Consider the following 20,971-nt stretch of genomic DNA (forward strand, 5'->3'; position numbering starts at 1 on the left):
ACTATGAAAGATAAAATACAGGAACTCGAGCAACTTGCAGAGATCATCGAACAATTGAAGGGTGAAGGAAAAACCGTGATGCATTGTCATGGCTGCTTCGACTTACTTCATATTGGACATATAAAACATTTTGAGGCTGCAAAAGCCGGAGGAGATATATTGATCGTTACCCTTACTCCGGATCATTTGGTGAATAAAGGTCCGGGTAGACCTGCCTTCAATGAGCAAATGAGAATGGAAGCTTTGGCTTCTCTGGAAGTGGTGGATTATGTGGCTTTGAATAAATGGGCAACTTCTATTGAAACCCTAGAACTTCTCAAGCCGAGTTTTTATGTAAAAGGTTCTGAATATAGAGACTTCGAAAAGGACCTTACCGGAAATATCCAAAAAGAGGTTGATGCGATTCGCTCTGTAGATGGAGATATCTATTTTACGGATGAAATCACCTTCTCTTCCTCGAAACTCATCAATGCTCATTTCAATCCCCTGGGAGATGAGGCCCAAAGGCATGTCAATATGCTCAAAGGCAAATACGGAGCAGATGATATCATTGGAATTATCGATGGTCTCTCTGATGCCAAAGTTCTCGTTATCGGAGATACCATCATCGATGAATATTTTTATGTCAGACCTCTGGGAAAATCCTCTAAATCGCCAACTCTTTCCACCCTCTACAAAAGAGCAGAGAAATTTGCCGGTGGAGTATTGGCCATTGCCAATCACCTGAAGGAATTTGCCGGAGATGTACATCTTGTGACCTGTCTGGGAAGAGAAAATGATCAGATGGAAATTATTGAGCCTAAATTGAGCGCTGAGATTTCCACCAAATTTTTCTATCGGGAAGATGGACCTACGCCTACCAAGCGGAGGTATATGACAGAGTTCCTCAATTCCAAGATTTTTGAGGTTACTTATATGAAGGATAGCCATATCCCTCAGGATCTCGAAAAGGAAATCATCAGTTATCTTGAAGGGATCATCAAAGAGTATGATCTGGTCATGATTTCTGACTTTGGACATGGCCTGATTTCCCCTGCTTTGCAAGACTTTTTATGTAAGACAGGAAAATTCGTAGCAGTAAATGCCCAAACCAATAGCAATAATTTCGGGTACAACTATATCACCAAGTATCGGGATGCCGATTACATTTCTATAGATGAAAATGAAATCAGACTTCCTTATGGAGATAAATATGGCGAACTGGAATCTTTGATTACGCGCTTGCATGAAGATACAGCTTGCCCCTCTATCACCATTACTCTGGGACAAAAAGGAGCCGTTTACTCCAAAGATCAGCAATTCAATTTTGCACCCGCCTTTGCGACTAATGTGGTCGATTCGGTAGGTGCGGGAGATGCTGTACTTTCGGTCAGCGCCCTTTGTGCCCTCAAAGCTTGTCCCGGAGACTTATTGCCTTATATTGGAAATTGCGTGGGAGCTTTAGCCGTTCAGATTCTAGGAAATGAGCGCCCGGTAAATCGAACTGAATTGAATAAGATGATCAGCCACATGTTTAAATAGGCGATCATGGGAATAGTCCAGCGACAAAGTTTTTGGAACCTTATCTACACCGCTATCGGGGTTGTCCTGGGAGCTGTAAATAAACTTTTCCTCTATACGGAGTGGCTGAGCAAAGGAGAGTTTGGGCTGATAGAACTCCTGATGGGAGCAGCTATCGTTGGAACGGAATTTTCCCTCCTGGGGGCGGGAAAAATTACCACCCGTTTTTTCCCCTACTTCAAAGACAATAAAGAAAAACAAGGCAAGTTTGTCAGCTTTGTAGCGACCTATGTCTTGCTAGGTTTCCTGCTTTTAGTGGGTATTCTTTTATTGGGGAAAGATATGGTCGTTGAGCAATATGCGGAGAATTCTCCCTTATTCGCTGCCCACTTTCTCTATCTACTTCCATTCTGCTTTGGCTATGCCAGTTTTCGGGTCTTACAAGCCTTTTCCCAGGCATTGCTTAAATCTGTCGTACCCAATTTCGCTTTTCAAGTAGCCATGCGGGTGTATCATACCCTGATCATAGTCATTTACTATTGGGGATGGATGGATTTTGACGCCTTTCTCCTGTCCTATGTATTTGGCTATTGTATTCCCAGTATTATCATTGCCAGCTATTTGATTTGGCTGGGGAAACTTTCCTTTAGTTTCAGCCTTGATTTCTGGGGCAGTCGATTGGCAAAAATTGTCATTGTTTATGGGCTTTTTGTCCTTTTATCTGATGCTTCGGTAGTGATTTTGGGGAAAGTGGATATCCTCATGGTGGGAGATATTCTGGGAGAAAGTCTGGCAGGCTCCTATGGGGTAGCCCTATATATGGCGAATCTGGTCACTACTCCCAAAAGAGCAATTTCGAATATAGTGGCTCCCTTGATTGCCATCAGATATAAAGAGAGGAACTGGAAAGAGATCGGAGAAGTCTATCAAAAGAACTCTATGGCAAATCTCTTGATTGGAGGATTAATATTAATTGGGATATGGGCGAATATCGATAGCTTTTTCGAGCTCTTGCCCAAACACATCGACGGAAGAGATGCTGCAGTAATTCTGGGGATTGGATTCCTGGCCAATATAGCTACCGGACCCAGCAGACAGATTATCATAGTCTCACGGCACTTCCGTTTTGACCTCTACCTCAATGTGATAATGATGTTTGTGGCTATCGTCGGGAATGCTAGCCTGATTCCGATAATTGGTTTAAAAGGCGGGGCACTGGCAACTGCAGCTACCCTTGTCTTCTACAATATTGCTTCCGTCGTTTTTGTCTATGTGAAATTTAAAGTCTTTCCGTATACCTGGCATACCCTTCTGGGAGTGGGAATCTTGCTAGTCGTATTGGTCTTCGGTTTGTATACGCCTATGCCTGAAAATCAAATTTGGGCGATTATACTACGTTCAGCTAGTATGAGCTTCATATTTGGCATCATAGTTTATGGATTGAAATTGCTGCCAGAAGCCAATCAGTTGGTCGATAAGTACCTGGGCCGGAAAGGAATGCCCTCATAATTCCCCCTAAATGCCGCAAGAAAAGCGTAACTTGCGCTTCAAATTTTTAAAGAATAGTAGTGGATATAAAAGAGTTTAGTAATACCTATTTCCAACGTTTTCAGGAAGCTATGGAAGGGATTGAGGCCTCAGATGGGCAGGAGAAAATGCCCTATACCGATGCCATGGTGAAAGTGCAGGAACTTCTGAAAGTCGTGCAGGAAAATAAAAATAAGATCATGATCATTGGCAATGGAGGGAGTGCCGGAGTTGCCAGTCATATGAGTGTGGATTTCTGGAAAAATGGAAATGTACGGGCCATGACCTTCAATGATGCGCCTACCCTTACCTGTGTTTCTAATGACTACACCTATGAGGATGTCTTCCAAATTCCCATTCGTCAATTTGCAGTGGAAGGAGATGTGGTCATTTGTATCAGTAGTTCCGGAGGTTCTGAGAATATCAAAAGGGGAGCTATAGCAGGCAAAGAATGTGGATGCCATGTCATCACCTGCAGCGGCTTTAATCCTGAAAATCCCTTGCGCAGCATGGGAGATCTCAACTTCTATGTTCCTTCCCATTCTTATGGATTTGTGGAAACCCTGCATCAGCTAATTATCCATTCTTTCCTTGACGCAAAGATGTACTGCATTGACAAAAGGGATATTTTTATGCGCAACATGGAGATGGTTTAGGCCATTTTGTCGGGTTTCGCGCAGGATCGATTGGGAAAAAAGAAAAAAGAAGATATATTGATTTAGAGCTAAAAAAGTTCTGGAAAACGCCCGTTACCGAATACCTGTCTCACGGGAAAATTTTGAGTTGCTGATCTGTCTGAATTAAATTGATCCAAGATAGGGATGATCACCTACTGCCAAAAATTAGGTCCTGTAATACTTGTCATTCTTCTTTTGCACCAGGTAGCCTTTGCCCATGGTCCCGATTCGGAAGTGGATAGTCTCAAGCATGCTTATGAGATTGCTCCTACCGATTCCGCAAAATATGAAACTGCAAAATTGCTGATGCGCCAGTTTTTTGAAAATGACGCACAGCAAGGTTTGACTTATGCAGTTATGGCTTTTGATCTCGCCAAAAAACTCGGCAAAACAGATCGATATGCTTTTCATCACAATACCAAAGGACTCTTTCTGGTTAGCCTCGGCAGGTACCAGGAAGCCGTTGATGAATTTGAGCAGGGACTAAAGACCGTCGAACTGATAAGCAAGGAAAAGAGTAAGGCCAATTTTCTCAGTAGCCTGCATGGAAATCTGGGATTGGCTTATGGACATTTAGGAAAACTGGAACAACAGCAAGCCGAGTATATGCAGGCACTGGAGATTGCAGAAGTCCATGGTTTTCAGAGTGCGCAGGCGATATTTACCAATAACCTTTCAAAACTATACCTCGACCTGGGCAATCTCCCGGAGGCAAAGATTTATGTTTATAAGGCACTGGACATCATTAAAGATGTGGATATCCCGGAAGCAAAAGTACTGCCTTATCTGAATTTGGGCTCCTTTTTCCTTGCCCAAAATCAGCCTGATTCTGCCACCAAATATTTCGAAATTGGCCTTAAACATTCCGAGGCTTCAGGTTCATTATTTGATAAAGGAGCTGCTTTGATTCAGCTTAGCGAACACCTGACCGAGCAGGGGCAATATGAAAAAGCCTATTCATATGCCAATCGAGCCATGAAAGTAGCGGAGAAAGTAGGGAATAAGGAACTCCTGATCCTGACTGATCTCGCGATGGCGCGGGTGAAGAGAAAAATGGGCAAACTCCAGGATGCTAGCTTTTGCGCAAATCGTGCCCTGGGAAATTTGGAAGGAGAATCTCCGCTAAATGAGATAAAGATCTATGAGGAACTTGAGAAAATTGCCTTAGAGAAAAAAGATTTCGAGCAGGCTCATGTTATGCAGAAAAAGATTCTGGTGCTGAGAGATACACTTCTGGACCTGGACCGGCAAAAATACATCGCCAATGCAGAGAATCGATTTAAATTAGATAAAATGCGGATTGAGGGGCTTGAGAAAGACCGGCAAATCAGTGAACAAGCGATTAAGCAAAGAAATATTGTTCTGAGTTTTTCCTTGCTAGCACTTTTCCTGGCCGTCATTGCAGCCGCTTTCCTCTTCAGAAATATCCGTCAGAAAAGACAGTATCATATTGCACTGGAAAAGACCGTTAGGCAACGCACAGAAAAGCTGAGTGAATTAAATGCGGAACTGGAACAAGCCAATTTCGAACTTAAAGGATACAACCGAATAGTCTCCCATGATCTCAAGGCTCCTTTACACAATATCAAAGCCCTCCTGGAGATTTTGGAAAGAGAGAACAGCGGATCGGAAGAGAATGTTCGGAATCTGATGTTTATCAATCGTAGTACAGATCAAATCCTGAAACTGCTGGATGATATATCTTCTTTCTACAATTTTGATAAGAGTCAATTAAAAAAGGAAAGCTTCTCCCTCAATACCTTGATGGAGGAAGTAAGCCTCGCATTAAGACCCCTCCTTGAAAGCCAGAAGGCTAATTTCTCTTTTCCTGACTTACCCCATGTTCATTCCTATTGGACTCCTTTATTCCTGACATTTAAAAACCTGGTTGAAAATGGAATTAAATACAATGAGTCAAATGCTCCCCAGGTGAAAATAGATTATCGGGAAGAAAAACATGCCCATGTTTTTTTCGTTACTGATAATGGAATCGGAATTCCCGGAAACCATTTTGAAAAAGTCTTTGAAGCTTTCAAGAGAGTTTCTCCTCATGGAAAATATAAAGGTTCTGGATTGGGATTGTCGATCTCGCAAAAAATGGTACGAGAAATAGAAGGAAGCTTGCTGATTAAAGAATCTTCTTCAGCAGGGACTAAATTTGAAATCAGAATTCCACGCAAAAATGAAATGCCGGATTCCACCAGCAGAAAAGCAAAACTCGCCCATTAAGTGTCAGCTAACTGACCCTAAAGCCGCGATAATTTTTGTGAATTTGCGCTACAATAGAACAAATCCCCCATTAAATACTTTAATTGTTTTAACCGTTAATCCTTAGTCATTTATTGTTGGGTTAATAGCCCTTCTCACAATCAAAATTAATATCCTTATGAAAAAGTTTCTAACACTCGCTTTACTGGTTTTTGCATCTTTTGGGCTTCAGGCTCAAGCTGAAGGCGAAGAATTGAAATTCCCCGGGGTAGACAAAAGTGTAATGGATATGGCTTACTATCCACAAAGAGCTGCTTTTAGAGCCTTTGCCAAAACAGAAGAAGATAAAGCCGCTGCACAGCCCGTTATGCGTGTAGTGTATTCTCGTCCTATGAAAAATGGAAGAACCGTTTTCGGAGAACTTCTGAAGTATGGCGATATGTGGAGAGCTGGTGCCAATGAGTCTACAGAATTATTGTTGATGAAAGACGTAAAAGTTGGTGGAAAAACATTGGAAGCCGGTCGTTATACCATTTATGTGATTCCTAGTGAAGAGGAATGGGAAGTTCACTTCAGCACAGATACGGATGGATGGGGACACTATGCCTTCAAACCTGAAGCTAGTTCCGTCGCCTCTATCACGGTGCCTACTGCTTCAACACCTTCTGAAGTAGAAGCATTTGCGATCATGTTTGAAAAGTCAGACGATGGTGCTCATATGATTATGGCATGGGACAAAACCATGGCACGTGTACCATTTACTTTCTAGGCTTTGCGATAAAGCATAAAAAAAGGGAGCCCTAAGGCTCCCTTTTTTGTTTTGAATCCTTTAGTTTTTGATAGCTTCCCCAAGCAGATTTCCTGTCATGGAAGAAAAGCCACCCAGCAATCCGCCGGTACAAGCTGTGAGCCCAATCATGGCCCAGGCAGGAGAAACCGCTGAGCTTGCACCTCCGCTCAGTAACTCAAATATTTTCTGACTTAGCAGAGAGGCGTTTTGACTGTCCAGCCACCAGGACATTGCTCCCCAGACTATTGCAATAGCGAGAAAGCCTGAAAGAAATGCATAAGCTGGAGCTTTCTTTTTCCCAAAAAGCCTGCGTGGCCGTTTTTCACTCATGATCACCCCAACCGCCAAAGCGACAAGGACGATGATCCACCAGTCAAAGAATTTTAATCCAATAAAGGATAAGGCCGCTATCGATAGGGTTCGTAAGAGAAATTTCATTGTCTATTCTTTTAAGGGGCCGGAGCTAATCGAGACTTCATACAGACGCTTTTCTTCCTGAATATCTGCAGGATTCTGCATGAAATTGAGTTTGTAATAATTTCCAATCGCCCAATCATCGATAAAGCGATCATAATTAGGATCGCCGGGATTTCCACTTTGTCCTCCCGGATAAATACCATAGGCCTCAACCTTATCGCCGAGGGAAACGACCATCCGCCAGGAAGGTCCATGAGAGCCAGAGATTGCATTTAGAGCTGTCCCTGTTCCTGCTGTTGAGATTTTCCTTCGACTGAAAGGAGCGATCGATCTACTCAGGTGATTGATGTTCGTAGGACTATGACGCTCCCAGTTCCAATTGGCAATATCAGCTTCATCCGCTATCAAATTATCAAGGGCTCGATGGAAAGCAGCATTGATAATATAAGTCCGATCAGGAATGACTGAGTCTGCCCGAGTACTGTCTTTTTCATTTTGGTAAAAAGAGTAAAGGGCACTATCTCGCAAGATCCGAATCGTAGTGGTAGAACTTGGCCAGACCAGAGAAATCTCATCTTGTCGGAACTCATCCTCCCAAACGCCAAAGAAAACCTCTCTCCACCAACGATTGTAGAGAGTTGGACCATTTTTATCTCTGTCAAATCTATAATCCCAATTTTTAAGAGACTGGTAAGCTGCCAGCTTTTCTCCCTGAAGAGAAATAGTATCCAGATTTTCTAAGAGAGTAGGTAAGATGTCCGCTGCCTGATTGCTATAGGTGTCTTGCTGAAAGCTTTGCATATCGCGAACACTCACGCTATCTGCTTCCGTAAGCAATTTATTGATCCTTCTTCCTCTATATCCATCAAAATTTCCGGTATAGTAATACGGATAAAGGGGCGAGGTAGGATGCTGATTGGCTGAACTCACAAAGCCCTGGGGAGGATTGAGTACATGAGGATTTTGATCTTGCGGAATATAGTCGTTCCACATGTGTTCCTTACGACTTGCATCCATGATAAAGCGGCCCTGTTCTTCCCATTTATTCACATACTTCCCTTGCTGCCAGATGGCGATATTTCCACTGGCATCTGCAAATACAAAGTTTTGTGCCGGGCACTGATAATGCTGTAGGGCATCGACATAATCTTCATAATTTTTTGATTGAGCCAACTTTAGAAAAGTCAGACTCTCATTGGACTGCTGATGCGCCATCCAGTTGAGGGCAAGTGGCAAAGACTGTTCGCCGAAGTTGCGGTCGTACATGACCGGCCCAACATGGGTGAAAAGCAGGGTGTCTACAAATTGGCCGCCTCCTTTAAATGTGTGAACTTCTTCACGTACACTTACCGGAAGGGTCTGATTGTCGTATTCGTAGTATTCCCGTTTATCAGATGTGAATTTTACCTGATAAAGATCGGCTACATCCTGACCTGCATTGGTCAATCCCCAGGCAATGGAGTCATTGAAACCAATTACAACCCCTGGTGCACCGGGTAAGGAAACTCCATAGGCATTGAGCTGAGGAGAATTTACCTGAACCTCATACCAAATAGAGGGCAGGCTCATATTTAAGTGGGGGTCATTGGCTAGCATGGGACGACCGGTGATGGTCTTATCTCCGGAAACCGCCCAATTATTAGAACCCACAAAGTATTCATTGGGATCGGGAGCAGTATTGGCACCTGCAATCAGCATTTGACCTGGGTCATAATCTGCAGGCGCTGGAGGAGATAGTTTTTTGATACGCCTCCTTCTGATTCGAACGGGATCTGGAATGATCGGTTTGTCATCATAGGGGTACTCCGGATACAAAATATTGAATCGTTCTCTTCCCCAGAGTTTGATCGCATTGGTATAACCAATATCATTGACTCGAAAAGCCAGACTATTAGCCATGTATTTTAGCAAAAGAGCTGATTTATACACAGACCATGCTTCTGGCTTATAGCCGAGCAATTTGTATTCTATCGGTAGGTCTTTCTCTGATAATTGTTGAATGTAGGCATTTACTCCGGCCGCATAGGATTCCATGACGTCCTTTGTTAAAGGATTTTCCAGCATGGCTTTGGAGGACTTTTCCGCTGCGAATGGAATTCCTTTTCTACGATTACTTCTGTCCATTTCCAGCACACGCTCTCCTGGTCCCGGTCCCACAATCTCAGTGAGCCTTCCTGCAGCAGCCATTACCTGAAATTCCATTTGCCATAGACGGTCCTTCGCCGTTATATAACCTTGTATATAGGCCATGTCTTCGAGAGAGCTGGCGAAAATATGGGGAACCCCTCTTTCGTCATACACCACTTTTGCATCCTTGTCGAGTGAAGGAAGAGACAAATTGAGTGGAGCATGTTGATCCTGAGACACTGCATTTTGCCAAAATCCCCTGAAAGGATTGAGGAAATCACCCAAGGCGGGAGCAGGGCCTGCCGGAAAGTATAGGGCAATTGCAATAGCAGCAGTAAATAGAAGCGAGATGAAAAACTTTACCCAACGCATACAGTCGGCAATATAGATTTATGTTAGTCCCTTTGTCTTTGGCTATGCCTTTTTCCTTCGATAAAATGGATCGAAGGATTTACAAAATAAAAAAACCATCCCGAAGGATGGCATTTTATTTCAAAATTCTATGAATTATCGAATTAAACGGAGAAACTTTCTCCGCAAGCGCAGGTTCTGCTGGCATTTGGATTGGCAAAATGAAAGCCTTGTCCATGAAGGCCACCGGAATAATCCAGCTCAGTACCTACCAGGTAAAGCAAACTCTTCATATTGACAAATATCTTGATGCCTTTGTCCTCAATCACCTGATCGCCGGGCAGTTCCTGATTATCAAAATCCAGTTTATAGGTCAATCCGGAGCAACCGCCTCCTTCTACACTTACCCGCAGCCCATAACTCTCATCATAGCCTTCTTTATCTCTCAGGCTTCCAATGTGAGTAAAAGCGTTTTCCGATACCTTGATCATCGGTTCTTGTTGCATATCTCTTCTTTAAAAGGTTTCCACAAAGGTAAATAGGTTTTTTCAATACTCCTTGTACGATTTTTGTCTGGATAAAGTTAATGTGAATAATTTGTTTAAATACTAATTTTTATTGCATTGTATTTCTTTTTATTTTCGCTTTGCTTAGTTTTTTAGCGAACCAACACAGAACAAAAAATCTCAAAATGGCTAAAACTCCAATTTATAACGAGGATAGTATTAAGTCGCTCGATTGGCGCGAGCACATACGCTTGCGTCCGGGTATGTATATCGGAAAGCTGGGAGATGGATCCTCTCAGGATGATGGGGTTTACATTTTGGTGAAAGAGGTGATTGACAACTCGATTGATGAGTATGTGATGGGACATGGAAAGAAAATTGATATCAGCATCAAAGAGGGGGAAGTTGTGATTCGCGATTTTGGGAGAGGGATACCTTTGGGGAAAGTGATTGATTGTGTATCAAAAATAAATACCGGAGGTAAGTATGATTCGGAGGCTTTTAAGAAATCTGTGGGATTGAATGGGGTAGGTACAAAGGCTGTCAATGCCCTTTCAGATTATTTCAGGGTTGAGTCAGTGAGGGATGGAAAAATAAAAGTAGCTGAATTTGAAAAAGGAGACATTGTCAAAGACCATAAAGTTAAAAAATCCAAGGAGGAAAATGGGACAACGGTAATTTTCAGGCCGGATAAAAGCGTATTTAAAAATTATAGATTCAGACCAGAGTATCTGGAAAATCAGATCTGGAATTATGCCTACCTGAATTCAGGTCTTTCCCTTTTTATGAATGGGAAACGCTTTTATTCAAAAAATGGACTGCTTGACCTCCTTCAGAATAAAACAGATCCCGAAGCTATTCGCTATCCGATCATTCATTTGAAAGGATATGACATTGAAGTGGCCTTAACCCATGGCAATAGTTATGGAGAGGAATATTATTCTTTTGTTAATGGCCAATACACTTCTCAGGGAGGAACTCATTTGCAAGCCTTTCGGGAAGCGATTGTTAAAACGGTTAGAGAATTCTACAATAAAAGCTTTGATACTACGGATGTAAGAGCTTCTATCATTGGAGCCATCAGTATTCGTGTACAAGAGCCTGTTTTTGAATCTCAAACCAAGACCAAGCTTGGCTCCCTGAATATTGGCCCGGAAGGTCCAACGGTACGGACCTTTATCAATGACTTCCTGACCAAAGAGCTTGACAATTATCTGCACAAGCATCCCGACGCAGCAGAGGCCCTTTTGAAAAGGATTCTTCAATCGGAAAGAGAGAGAAAAGAAATTGCCGGGATTAAAAAACTGGCAACTCAGAGAGCCAAGAAAGCCAATCTTCATAATAAAAAACTCAGAGATTGCCGGGTTCACTATAGCGATAAGCGCAAGGATGAGGAGAAAAAGCTTAGTACCACCCTGTTTATCACGGAGGGTGACTCTGCCAGTGGTTCTATTACCAAGGCACGAGATGTAGATACCCAGGCTGTATTCAGTTTAAGAGGTAAACCTCTCAACTGTTTTGGGATGAGTAAGAAAGTGGTCTATGAAAATGAAGAACTGAACCTTCTCCAACATGCCCTCAACATTGAGGATGGTTTGGAAAATCTTCGATATAATAATGTAGTGATTGCAACGGATGCAGATGTAGATGGAATGCACATTCGTTTGTTGCTACTTACCTTCTTCCTGCAGTTCTTCCCGGATCTTGTACGCGGAGGGCATCTTTTCATTTTGGAAACACCACTTTTCCGGGTGAGAAATAAAAAGAAAACCTTCTATTGCTATTCGGAAGATGAAAAGCAGAAGGCGATGAAAGAGCTGGGAGGTAAGCCGGAAATTACCCGATTTAAAGGACTGGGAGAAATCTCACCCAGCGAGTTTGGACAATTCATTGGCGAAGACATCAGGCTGATGCCAGTGATGATTCGCCCGGATACCGGCATTGCTGATCTGCTTAAATATTATATGGGTAAGAATACGCCGGATCGTCAACAGTTCATTATCAAAAACCTTCGTCACGAAAAAGATATCGTTGAAGAGAAGGAGCAAGAACTGGAACCCGCTTAAAAAGGAGTTGATCTTACAAGACTCAGAAAATTCAGCCTGAAATATTGACCATTCACGCAAAACTCCTGACAGCTTAAGGGGAGAAAAAGTCCATTCCCTGCATATTAAGGACATTTTTAGGCGTAAATAAACAACCAAAGAGGTGTCGATATCGTATATAAAGTAGCTGAAAAGTGGTAGTATTCTTACACGCTGCCTTACAAACCTCTAGAATTAATTTAAGAAACAAAGAACCCATCTCTGGAATTCGCCTGAGATATACCGTTTATTTTATTTGAAGTTTCGAATGTAGCCCGATTCTTGCACGGTATTTATCGATAGGTAATTTTCAGAAAATTGGAATAAGTCTTTTCGTCATTGCTTTGAACGAGCAAAGAGGCTTCTTGTGCCATTGATTGATGTATAGAAATGCGTAATAGACTCCATGTATTTGGTATGTGGATCGCTGGCTCCATGGTGGCGCTAACAGCGACCTTATACTCTCCAGAAGTAAAGCATAGGACCGTTCCGGTTGCTTTCCTTCAGGCAGAGAGTCGTTGGGCAGATTCTATTGTCCAAAATATGAGCACATCTGCCAAGATCAATCAGATGTTTATCCTGGTTGATTCGGCGAAAGAAGATGTGGCTGATACCAGTCTGTATACCTTCCTCCAGGAACATCAGCCGGGAGGACTACTCTTTAGAAATTACGACCTCAAGACTCAATATTATTCAACAAAAAAAGCGCAGGAAGTAAGTGATGTTCCTTTGCTGATTGGCTTGGATGAAAGGAGTGAAGATCCTAACTGGATTCATTTGCCGGATGCACTGGCACTTTCTTCCATTGAAGATGAGGAACTGCTCAAAGAATTAGGGAAAGGCCTCGGAAAACAAGGCAAAGAATTGGGCCTGGACTTTTTGTTAAGCCCGGCATTTGCACCTGTCTATACGGCCCAAAACCGCAATAGATTGTCTGGAAGGGAGAAAATCCTGAATAAGGGTATTAGCAAGGAAAAACTTCTGGCTGTCCCTAAAGAGGTCAAGGCATTCTTCCCCGGCATATTTGATAGCTTAAAAATCAGAGAGGAATTAGCTCCTTATAAAGCTTTGGCTAAAGCAGGTGCTCCTGCTTTGATGTTGGAGCGAGAGCAACTTTCGCCCATCAAAACTCATTTCCATAAAAAAGGTCTAATTCAGGAATCTTTAAAAGATGAGATCGGTTTTGAAGGATTGTTGATGGTCGACATTTCTGACCTGAATACACAGGATAAGAGTGAATCTTATTTGCGTAAAGCAGTGCAAGTAGGTGTGGATTTATTGATGATAAATAGAGTTCAATTGCCGGATGCACACTTCATAGTTCAGGACATGCTAAATCGAGGTGCGATGGATGTCCAGGATTTGAACAAGCATGTAAAAAGAAGCTTGTTAGCAAGAACCTGGACAGCTAAAAAATCTCATCAAATAGGAAGCGGAGAAGAAGATTCACTTAGCATTGATAAAAGTCAGATTGCTTATCTCAATCAGCGGATATCAAATGCCAAATTGACCTTGCTTCGAGACCGAGAAGGTTTAATTCCCTTTTCTCATTTACGAGACAAGCGAATCCATTTGAGTAGCCTGGGAGAAGAAGTTCCGCACTTGCTTTCAGGTATGAGATCTTATGGACCGGTAAGTAATACCGACTTTAGGCCAGGAGAGAAAAGTCCCTGGGCTGCTTTACCCGTCAGAACATTACGTACCTATAATCCTGTGATTCTTTCATTGTCTGGTCAGGTGCCGGATGAAAGAAGAGATACTGCATTCATCTCCTCTGTAAAAAAGCTTACAGAGGAAACAGATGTAATATTTGTCAACTTCGCTTCTACAGAAGCTTTGGAAGTAATGCCTGAATTTTCCCAGGTATTGCAGGTCTATGGTTCTGACTCTCTTTCTCAGGCACAAACGGCTCAGCTTCTTTTTGGAGGAATTGCGGCAGCGGGTAAACTTCCTGCAGAAGTAGGACCTTATGCCTATGAATCGGGATTGAAGACGGAAATAAGCCGCTTGAAAACAAGTAGACCGGAAGCAGTTGGAATTGATTCAAAAGAGCTGGCTGTCATTGATAGCATCGTATATGAAGGTATAGGCTCCTATGCCATGCCTGGTTGCCAGGTGATGGTGATCAAAGGGGGAAATATAATTTTCAATGAGAGTTATGGCCATCATACCTATGCTCGGAGGAGAGGGGTATTTCCAACGGATATTTATGATCTCGCTTCTGTTACCAAAGTAGCAGCAACTACTATGGCTGCCATGCATATGTATGAAAAAGGCAAGCTGAAGCCAGAGCATAGATTGGGAAGGTTTTTCCGCGATCAAATCGTAATGGTTGATTCCATTAGAGTCCTGGACACCCTGTTTGTAGGGCTGGATAGCGTAATGCGGCAAGATACTGCCTTGCTTGCTAGTTTGGAGCCCAAGGTCGATACACAGTCTCTCTTTGTGAAAGTGTGGATGGGTTCTCGTCCAGGTCCATGGTTAGATACCCTGGAATTGCCGGGAGATTCGGTGATATTGGTGAAGTCTGTTAAGGCAGGTAAGATGAAGAAGCGAGGTTCTGTTTTCCAGGCCAGAATTGGAGAGATGATGTCTCATACTTCCGGTTTGCCAGCAGGATTGCCAATTCGTCGCTTTACCAATTACCAAAGTAAAAGAAGAAAAATAGGCAAGTACGACAGGTACTTTCAGCCGAGAAGAGATAGCTTGTATAGTATACAGGTTGCAGGAGGATTTTACCTCCGAAATGACTACCTCGATTCCCTTTGGCAGGATAGCAAACTGATCGAAATGAGTCCTGCAAAGGAATATGAGTATAGTGATGCCAATATGATTCTGATTCAACAGGCAATAGATTCAATCAATCGTCAGCCGATGGATAGTTTCTTGCAGCGCGTTTATTATGAACGCCTGGGAATGCAGAATACAGCTTTCAGACCTAGAGAAAGGTTTGAAGAAGATCGTCTGATCCCTACAGAATACGACGCTCGCTGGAGAGGTCAGCTATTGAGGGGATATGTACATGATCCTACTTCCGCATTGATGGGAGGAGTCGCTGGGAATGCGGGCTTATTTGCGAATGCTGGCGACCTGGCCATACTATTCCAAATGTTGCTCAATGGAGGAACATATGGAGGCGAACGCTACTTGAGTGCTCGTACGATCAAGACGTTCACCCGAACTCAGGGAGCTCATAGAGGTTATGGCTTTGATAAGCAGCCCGGTGGGCCCTATATCATCGCGGAAAGTGCTTCGCCTCGTACCTATGGACATACCGGATTTACAGGTACCTGCGTATGGGTCGATCCGGATGAAGATCTCATCTTCATTTTCCTCTCCAACCGCATCCATCCTAAATCCAATAACTGGAAACTCAACCAGCTGCGAATCCGTCAACGGATTCACCAGGCGGTTTATGATGCTTTAGACTAAAGCATCAGCGTTTTAGGGTGTTAGTGTGTTAGCGCGAGTATCAAAAAAACCTCGTACCCTAATACCCAAACACCCTAACACATTTTTAAAAAGGAAGCTCACTCTCGTGCAAAACGAGCAGGATCAATACCCGATCGGGTAGGACTTGAAAAATAACACGAAAATCTCCGGCAAGGGAAGCGATCCGATAGTTTTCAGATCCATTTTTTACTCCTTCACATACAGGAAAACGTTCGGCGAATAGAGGGATTTCCCCAAAGACAATATCAAGGAAATCATTCATGAGTTCCTCTGCTTCTCGGGTTGCGCCTTCTTCCAGTAGGTGTGAATAAATGGAATGAATGTGCTCGGAGGCTAATTTTGTAAGTACGACTTCTCTTCTTTCAGCCATTTAGGGTAGCGTGCGAAAAATTCCTCTTTAGTAAGCTCTCCGCTTTCTTTTGATGCACGGATCAGCTCGTTAAATGATGTTAAATCCATAGCTTTTCCACTTCCGTTTGAAATGCGACTGCTTTTAAATACTAATGATTTTTCTGTCTCTTTGGCGCGGCTAACCGCAGCAAGCAGGTGATAGACTTCTTCTGCCAGCTCAGGATGCGTTACGGCATCTATTCTGATTTCAGTAAGCTTGCCAGAGGTGTCTTTAATTACCTGAATTCCATCCATGCAACAAGAATTTATTTCTAATATACGGATTTTAACCCGCTTATGAAAGCAGTGCTAAAGTATATATCTTTGGTACAAATCTGCTGCCATAGAACCTATTTTAATCAACATATCTTACGGTTTTTACCTGCAATTGTTTCTCACGCTAAATGTCGTTCTGATTTATGCGCTGGTAGCAGTATATGCAGAGCGGAAGATTTCTGCCTTTATTCAGGACCGTCTGGGGCCAATGGAAACGGGGCCTTATGGCTTGTTTCAAACCCTGGCAGATGTCCTCAAATTGGTATTAAAAGAACCGATCATCCCGAGTCTGGCAGATAAGAAACTTTTTTTGCTGGCACCGGCTATGATCTTTGTCTCGGTGTTTGCAGCTTTTGCCGTTTTGCCTATAGGTCCGGGGACAGCAGGTTCTGTAACTTCTATTGCACTTCTTTATATCATGGGGATTGTTGCGATAGATGTCATAGGCTTATTGATGGCAGGCTGGGGCTCCAATAATAAATATGCCATGCTGGGATCGAGTAGGGCAGTGGCACAAATCATTTCCTATGAAGTACCTGCTTCCCTTGCTTTGTTGGTAGCCATCATGATGTACGGGAGCCTGGATTTGCAAGAACTTTCCGCAGCTCAGGGTATTTATGCCAGTGAGCCTGTTTATTTTCTGGGAATTTGGGAGGTGACAGAAGTCGGTGGCTTTTTGTCCTGGTCCATTTTCCGCTATCCACATCTCCTAATTGCCTATATCATCTATTTTATAGCTTCTCTGGCGGAATGTAATCGAGCTCCCTTTGATATTCCTGAAGCAGAATCGGAATTGGTAGCTGGCTATCATGTAGAATATGGCGGATTTCAATTCGCCCTGGTTATGCTTTCCGAATATGTGAAAATGTGGATCGTTGGGCTCGTGGCTGCTGTAGTTTTTCTGGGAGGCTGGAATACAATTTTACCCAACCTTTATTTCACCGAAAGTTTTTCACTTCCATTAGCTGATTGGACCTCTGGACCTGCGGATACAGCATCCGGGGCTTTTTGGGGGGCTTTCTGGATATTGGGAAAAAGTCTGCTTGCCGTATTTGTTCATATGTGGATCAGGTGGACTTATCCGCGTTTTCGGGTGGATCAATTGATGCGTTTATGCTGGAAAGTGTTAACCCCGATTGCCCTGGGCCTCTTTTTGATTAGTGGCATCTGGAAACTTTGGGAAGTATATCAACATATCTAGATATGGTGGATACCAAACAACTAAAGGAAAAATACATAGGTTTTAGTAATAAAGAACTGATACGTATAGTGCGAAATCGTACAGATTATACGACTCAGGCAATAGAAGCCATTCAGGAGATTTTGGAAGAAAGGGCCCTCGAAACAGAAGAGATAGACCTCATTTTGGATGAGATCATTGCGGAGGATAAAGTTGAGCAAGCGCTGGAAGAGGAATCCCTGAACTATTGGGAGAAATTGTTGTTGGTATCTATACCTATCATAGGTTTTATCCTGTACCTCATTTTCCGCCTGCGAAATAAAGAGGTTAAATACAGTAAAAGAATTGCTAAAAGTCTCACGTATTCTTTGCTTGGGACTATAATTTTTGCAGTTTTCATTATCGTCTGGATGAATCAATAATGCCAAGAAGAAATAGCTATATCGGAAGTATTTGGGGAGGATTGAAAAATTCCTTTTCCGGCCTGGGGCTGACTTTCCGCCACCTCAAAAAAGGCTATAAAACCCGTACACCTGTCGGGGTGGAAAATGAACGCTATTTTGAAGAAGCAGATCAGAACGTAACCATCCAGTATCCGAAAGAGAAAATTCCCATTCCGGATTTGGGGCGTTATCGTCTCCATATGGAAACAGATGATTGCATCGTCTGTGATAAGTGTGCGCGCATATGTCCGGTTGATTGCATCGATATCGAAAGCTTTAAGGCTGTTGATGATCTGGGCTATACTTCTGATGGTTCAAAAAAGAGACTGGAGCTTCCGGTTTTCGATATTGACATGGCCAAGTGTTGCTTTTGTGGCCTGTGCACCACGGTTTGCCCCACCGAATGCCTGACGATGACCAAAGTATATGATTACAGTGAGTACGATCGGGACAATTTTATGTACCATTTTGGTGCAATGAGTCCTGAGGAAGCTGTTGTAAAAAGGAAAGCCGCTGAAGAAATTCAATTGGCAAAGAAAGCTGCCAGGTCTGCTGAATTATCTGATACCTCCGCTCCCAAACCCAAATTGGGCAAGCCGCTCATGAAGAAACCGAAGATGGGCAAACCGCTCATGAAGAAGCCAAAGATGGATTCGCCTTCTTCTCCTGATAAGGGGGATGAATAAAGCAGGAAGAATTTAAGAATAACGAACAAGGAATGGAGAAGTGAGATTAGAAGTGTTCTGGTGTTCTTGCTTGGGTCAAAGACAAGTCCAAAGACTCAACCCCTATACACCAACACGCCAATACTCCAACACGTTTTAAGATACCTCAAACAATCCTGTCATTGCGAGCCTGTACTATAGGCGAAGCAATCTCCTTGAAATCAAATAAGCTTTTTAAATCAAGGGGATTGCCGCGCTCTTGTTAAGAGCTCGCAATGACACGATGGTTTGTATGTAAATAAGATGTTTTATCTATCTCCCTACGTCCAGGCAGGCTGCAATTGAGTTGCCTCCTTCATGATATGCATGATGCGCTCGATGGCTTCGATATCATTGCCATCAGGTAAGGCATAGCAAATGCCTTCTTCCAAATCATAATCCTGAAGCATTTCCAGAAAAGCGTCTCGGATAAATTTCCTGACTTCATGGAAGGCATTTCCAACTTCCTCTAAAATCTCCAGCCTGCTTCCCAGCAAATAGATGATGTCCTCAAAGTCTTCACTCATGCGAATGTCATCTTTCCCTCTTTGCTGATAGGCTTCGATTTTGGCTGCGAGGTAATAAGCAGCGGGAAATATTTTTATGGCTGTTCCGTCTGGAAGCGGATATGAATTAGCGTGAAAGACTGCTTCTTCATACCATCTATTGGTATACCCGAGGCTTTCTGTAAACATGGGGAGCAAATTTACGGTCAGCTCAGCATGTATCCATGCGTGTTTTTTTCCGCACTCTTCTTCTGGTATATGTATGAAGCCTTTTTTCTCTAATTGTTGTTCCCAGGAGTAAAAACCTCCCAGAGTTGGAGCGGTAATTATGATATCGATGTCGTCTGTAGGCCTGTTTTCATAGGCCGCATGATCTGTGACATAAAGTTCCAGTACGGAGCCTCCCACAAAGACCACGTTATTCAACATTTCTCCCAATACAGTTGCCAGGTTCTGAATTTTATTAATGTTCCTGCTCGGCATAGACCTGTTGCTTAATCTTTTTTTCCAACGCCTCTACTGCGATTTTGTGCTCTCTCGCTCTACCCACACGAATGGCATCAACAAGAGCCAACATTTCGTATAGATTCGGGTCTGTTCGTATGGCTTTTATGATGGAGGGATAAAGAGGGACGATTGACTGTCCACGCATATTTCCTACAGGACTGGGCCATACGTAGGACTCCCTTTCTGAGACGATCAGATCGGACATAGGCTTAGCAGAATGTGCCGTGGGTATACCACGGACCAGAGAACCGGGTTGAGCGGGGAATACATATTTTACTCCATGCTCGAGGAACTCCAAAAGCGAGGTGCGGAACACTTTTTTCTTTGAGCTATCAACCAGTCTCGCAATTTTCGAACGGTTGAGAGCCTCCGCGACCTCGGATTGACTCATATGCAAGGATTTTGCTATATCCGAATAACGCCAGGCCTCATCACCCAAGGATACTACCTTAAGTAAAATGACTATGTCCTGGGGTCTCATTCCATTGTGTTTGCGCATAGCGAGGGTATCTAAATCGCGATTTGCGATTAAAATAGTAAACTATAAAGACTTTTTAATACAAAAATCAGCCCAAACCTAATTCAGCTAAGAGAAATTTGGACTAAATACGAAGAGATATTCGGAAATTCCGCCTTTAGGAATAAAAAACGGCTACTTCTTCCAAATTTTTGCGCGAAAGGTCAGGAACCAGGGCTTCTTCCGGAGGATAGCCTACGGGCATTAGCAAAAATGCCCGTTCGTTGGAAGGCCTGCCGAGAACTTTCCCCAGAAAATCCATAGGGCTAGGCGTATGAGTCAAGGAAACCAGGCCGGCATGGTGAACAGCCGTCAAAAAGAATCCTGCTGCCAATCCTACAGATTCATTTACATAGTAGTGTTTGCTTTTTTCTCCATTCTCCAGTCCATAGGTTTGTTTAAAAAGAATGATCAACCAGGGAGCGGTTTCGAGAAATTCTTTATTCCAATCGGTCTCAAAAACTTCCAGATCTTTGAGCCAATCCTCGGACATTCGCCCATGGTAGTTTTTATATTCCTCTTCTTCTGCGGCAATTCGAATCTTCTTTTTGATCTCCGGATCAGAAACAGCACAAAAAGTCCAGGGCTGCTTATGGGCGCCTGAGGGAGCAGTGGAACCGGCCAGGATCAATTTTTCAATGACCTCTTTGGGGACAGGCTTATCCGAGAATTGTCTGAGACTTCTTCTTTGTTCTAGCCAAAGGTGATAGGTTTCTGCCCTCCTTTTCATGATGGGGGCTTCATAACTTTCTTTTTGATAAGGAATGAATGAAGATACTTCCATGAAGATTGCTTTCTTTTTATTCGG

The 20,971-nt window shown here is 43.0% G+C and carries 18 protein-coding genes; 10 read left to right on the forward strand and 8 right to left on the reverse strand.

Going from position 1 to position 20,971, the window contains the following annotated elements; all coding sequences use genetic code 11:
• Positions 1 to 3 precede the first annotated feature (3 nt).
• The 5 genes from R8P61_28580 (at position 4) to R8P61_28600 (ending at position 6,681) form a co-directional block, all read left to right on the forward strand.
• Positions 4 to 1,521, forward strand: coding sequence for a PfkB family carbohydrate kinase (locus R8P61_28580; GenBank protein ID MDW3651067.1), 1,518 nt, complete (start codon positions 4 to 6; stop codon positions 1,519 to 1,521).
• 6 nt (positions 1,522 to 1,527) lie between these two features.
• Positions 1,528 to 3,009, forward strand: a complete 1,482-nt coding sequence (locus R8P61_28585) for a polysaccharide biosynthesis C-terminal domain-containing protein (protein ID MDW3651068.1) — start codon at positions 1,528 to 1,530, stop codon at positions 3,007 to 3,009.
• Positions 3,010 to 3,068: 59 nt separating this feature from the next.
• Positions 3,069 to 3,683 carry an SIS domain-containing protein gene (locus R8P61_28590; GenBank protein ID MDW3651069.1) on the forward strand — a complete coding sequence of 205 codons (615 nt, stop codon included), beginning with the start codon at positions 3,069 to 3,071 and terminating at the stop codon, positions 3,681 to 3,683.
• Positions 3,684 to 3,848: 165 nt separating this feature from the next.
• On the forward strand, positions 3,849 to 5,933 hold the full coding sequence (locus R8P61_28595) for a tetratricopeptide repeat protein (GenBank protein MDW3651070.1): 2,085 nt from the start codon (positions 3,849 to 3,851) through the stop codon (positions 5,931 to 5,933).
• A 157-nt stretch (positions 5,934 to 6,090) separates the two neighbouring features.
• Positions 6,091 to 6,681, forward strand: coding sequence for a DUF2911 domain-containing protein (locus R8P61_28600; protein MDW3651071.1), 591 nt, complete (start codon positions 6,091 to 6,093; stop codon positions 6,679 to 6,681).
• Positions 6,682 to 6,741: 60 nt separating this feature from the next.
• Here the strand turns inward: R8P61_28600 and R8P61_28605 are convergent, their stop codons facing one another.
• The 3 genes from R8P61_28605 to R8P61_28615 all read right to left on the reverse strand — a co-directional run bounded on the left by R8P61_28605 (position 6,742) and on the right by R8P61_28615 (position 10,088).
• Positions 6,742 to 7,140 carry a hypothetical protein gene (locus R8P61_28605; GenBank protein MDW3651072.1) on the reverse strand — a complete coding sequence of 133 codons (399 nt, stop codon included), beginning with the start codon at positions 7,138 to 7,140 and terminating at the stop codon, positions 6,742 to 6,744.
• Between the two features lie 3 nt (positions 7,141 to 7,143).
• Positions 7,144 to 9,618 carry a penicillin acylase family protein gene (locus R8P61_28610; protein MDW3651073.1) on the reverse strand — a complete coding sequence of 825 codons (2,475 nt, stop codon included), beginning with the start codon at positions 9,616 to 9,618 and terminating at the stop codon, positions 7,144 to 7,146.
• A gap of 143 nt (positions 9,619 to 9,761) precedes the next feature.
• Entirely contained in the window at positions 9,762 to 10,088 is a 327-nt protein-coding gene (locus R8P61_28615; protein MDW3651074.1) for an iron-sulfur cluster assembly accessory protein, read from the reverse strand.
• Positions 10,089 to 10,288: 200 nt separating this feature from the next.
• Here R8P61_28615 and R8P61_28620 point away from each other — a divergent pair, with 200 nt between their 5' ends.
• Together R8P61_28620 and R8P61_28625 are read left to right on the forward strand one after the other, a co-directional pair.
• A complete protein-coding gene (locus tag R8P61_28620) occupies positions 10,289 to 12,169 on the forward strand; it encodes a DNA topoisomerase IV subunit B (GenBank protein MDW3651075.1) in 1,881 nt (626 codons plus the stop codon).
• Between the two features lie 408 nt (positions 12,170 to 12,577).
• Positions 12,578 to 15,619: a serine hydrolase gene (locus tag R8P61_28625; GenBank protein ID MDW3651076.1), complete on the forward strand. Its 3,042-nt coding sequence runs from the start codon at positions 12,578 to 12,580 to the stop codon at positions 15,617 to 15,619.
• 85 nt (positions 15,620 to 15,704) lie between these two features.
• On the opposite strand, the gene R8P61_28630 is transcribed toward R8P61_28625, so the two are convergent.
• Both R8P61_28630 and R8P61_28635 read right to left on the reverse strand, forming a co-directional pair.
• Positions 15,705 to 16,010 (reverse strand): type II toxin-antitoxin system RelE/ParE family toxin, encoded by a 306-nt coding sequence (locus tag R8P61_28630; protein MDW3651077.1) that lies wholly within the window; start codon positions 16,008 to 16,010, stop codon positions 15,705 to 15,707.
• Positions 15,974 to 16,285, reverse strand: coding sequence for a hypothetical protein (locus R8P61_28635; protein MDW3651078.1), 312 nt, complete (start codon positions 16,283 to 16,285; stop codon positions 15,974 to 15,976). Before R8P61_28635 ends, R8P61_28630 begins: the two co-directional genes overlap by 37 nt.
• A gap of 133 nt (positions 16,286 to 16,418) precedes the next feature.
• Here R8P61_28635 and R8P61_28640 point away from each other — a divergent pair, with 133 nt between their 5' ends.
• Genes R8P61_28640 through R8P61_28650 form a run of 3 tightly spaced genes read left to right on the forward strand, consistent with a single transcriptional unit; the run spans position 16,419 to position 18,615 of the window.
• Entirely contained in the window at positions 16,419 to 17,507 is a 1,089-nt protein-coding gene (locus tag R8P61_28640; protein MDW3651079.1) for a complex I subunit 1 family protein, read from the forward strand.
• A 2-nt stretch (positions 17,508 to 17,509) separates the two neighbouring features.
• Positions 17,510 to 17,908 carry a hypothetical protein gene (locus R8P61_28645; GenBank protein ID MDW3651080.1) on the forward strand — a complete coding sequence of 133 codons (399 nt, stop codon included), beginning with the start codon at positions 17,510 to 17,512 and terminating at the stop codon, positions 17,906 to 17,908.
• Positions 17,908 to 18,615 carry an NADH-quinone oxidoreductase subunit I gene (locus R8P61_28650; GenBank protein ID MDW3651081.1) on the forward strand — a complete coding sequence of 236 codons (708 nt, stop codon included), beginning with the start codon at positions 17,908 to 17,910 and terminating at the stop codon, positions 18,613 to 18,615. Before R8P61_28645 ends, R8P61_28650 begins: the two co-directional genes overlap by 1 nt.
• Before the next feature lie 299 nt (positions 18,616 to 18,914).
• Here the strand turns inward: R8P61_28650 and R8P61_28655 are convergent, their stop codons facing one another.
• The 3 genes from R8P61_28655 to R8P61_28665 all read right to left on the reverse strand — a co-directional run bounded on the left by R8P61_28655 (position 18,915) and on the right by R8P61_28665 (position 20,947).
• Positions 18,915 to 19,622: a hypothetical protein gene (locus R8P61_28655; protein ID MDW3651082.1), complete on the reverse strand. Its 708-nt coding sequence runs from the start codon at positions 19,620 to 19,622 to the stop codon at positions 18,915 to 18,917.
• Positions 19,603 to 20,145, reverse strand: coding sequence for a hypothetical protein (locus R8P61_28660; protein MDW3651083.1), 543 nt, complete (start codon positions 20,143 to 20,145; stop codon positions 19,603 to 19,605). The genes R8P61_28655 and R8P61_28660 overlap by 20 nt, the downstream gene beginning before the upstream one ends.
• A gap of 136 nt (positions 20,146 to 20,281) precedes the next feature.
• Positions 20,282 to 20,947 carry a nitroreductase family protein gene (locus R8P61_28665; GenBank protein MDW3651084.1) on the reverse strand — a complete coding sequence of 222 codons (666 nt, stop codon included), beginning with the start codon at positions 20,945 to 20,947 and terminating at the stop codon, positions 20,282 to 20,284.
• Positions 20,948 to 20,971: the final 24 nt, after the last annotated feature.

This window comes from Bacteroidia bacterium (genome assembly GCA_033391075.1).
Lineage (GTDB): Bacteria > Bacteroidota > Bacteroidia > J057 > J057 > JAWPMV01.

Coding starts and splice junctions, on each gene's coding strand:
- R8P61_28580 (MDW3651067.1), top strand. CDS start 4: ATGAAAGATAAAATACAGGAACTCGAGCAACTTGCAGAGATCATCGAA.
- R8P61_28585 (MDW3651068.1), top strand. CDS start 1,528: ATGGGAATAGTCCAGCGACAAAGTTTTTGGAACCTTATCTACACCGCT.
- R8P61_28595 (MDW3651070.1), top strand. CDS start 3,849: ATGATCACCTACTGCCAAAAATTAGGTCCTGTAATACTTGTCATTCTT.
- R8P61_28600 (MDW3651071.1), top strand. CDS start 6,091: ATGAAAAAGTTTCTAACACTCGCTTTACTGGTTTTTGCATCTTTTGGG.
- R8P61_28605 (MDW3651072.1), bottom strand. CDS start 7,140: ATGAAATTTCTCTTACGAACCCTATCGATAGCGGCCTTATCCTTTATT.
- R8P61_28610 (MDW3651073.1), bottom strand. CDS start 9,618: ATGCGTTGGGTAAAGTTTTTCATCTCGCTTCTATTTACTGCTGCTATT.
- R8P61_28615 (MDW3651074.1), bottom strand. CDS start 10,088: ATGATCAAGGTATCGGAAAACGCTTTTACTCACATTGGAAGCCTGAGA.
- R8P61_28620 (MDW3651075.1), top strand. CDS start 10,289: ATGGCTAAAACTCCAATTTATAACGAGGATAGTATTAAGTCGCTCGAT.
- R8P61_28625 (MDW3651076.1), top strand. CDS start 12,578: ATGCGTAATAGACTCCATGTATTTGGTATGTGGATCGCTGGCTCCATG.
- R8P61_28630 (MDW3651077.1), bottom strand. CDS start 16,010: ATGGCTGAAAGAAGAGAAGTCGTACTTACAAAATTAGCCTCCGAGCAC.
- R8P61_28635 (MDW3651078.1), bottom strand. CDS start 16,285: ATGGATGGAATTCAGGTAATTAAAGACACCTCTGGCAAGCTTACTGAA.
- R8P61_28645 (MDW3651080.1), top strand. CDS start 17,510: ATGGTGGATACCAAACAACTAAAGGAAAAATACATAGGTTTTAGTAAT.
- R8P61_28650 (MDW3651081.1), top strand. CDS start 17,908: ATGCCAAGAAGAAATAGCTATATCGGAAGTATTTGGGGAGGATTGAAA.
- R8P61_28655 (MDW3651082.1), bottom strand. CDS start 19,622: ATGCCGAGCAGGAACATTAATAAAATTCAGAACCTGGCAACTGTATTG.
- R8P61_28660 (MDW3651083.1), bottom strand. CDS start 20,145: ATGCGCAAACACAATGGAATGAGACCCCAGGACATAGTCATTTTACTT.
- R8P61_28665 (MDW3651084.1), bottom strand. CDS start 20,947: ATGGAAGTATCTTCATTCATTCCTTATCAAAAAGAAAGTTATGAAGCC.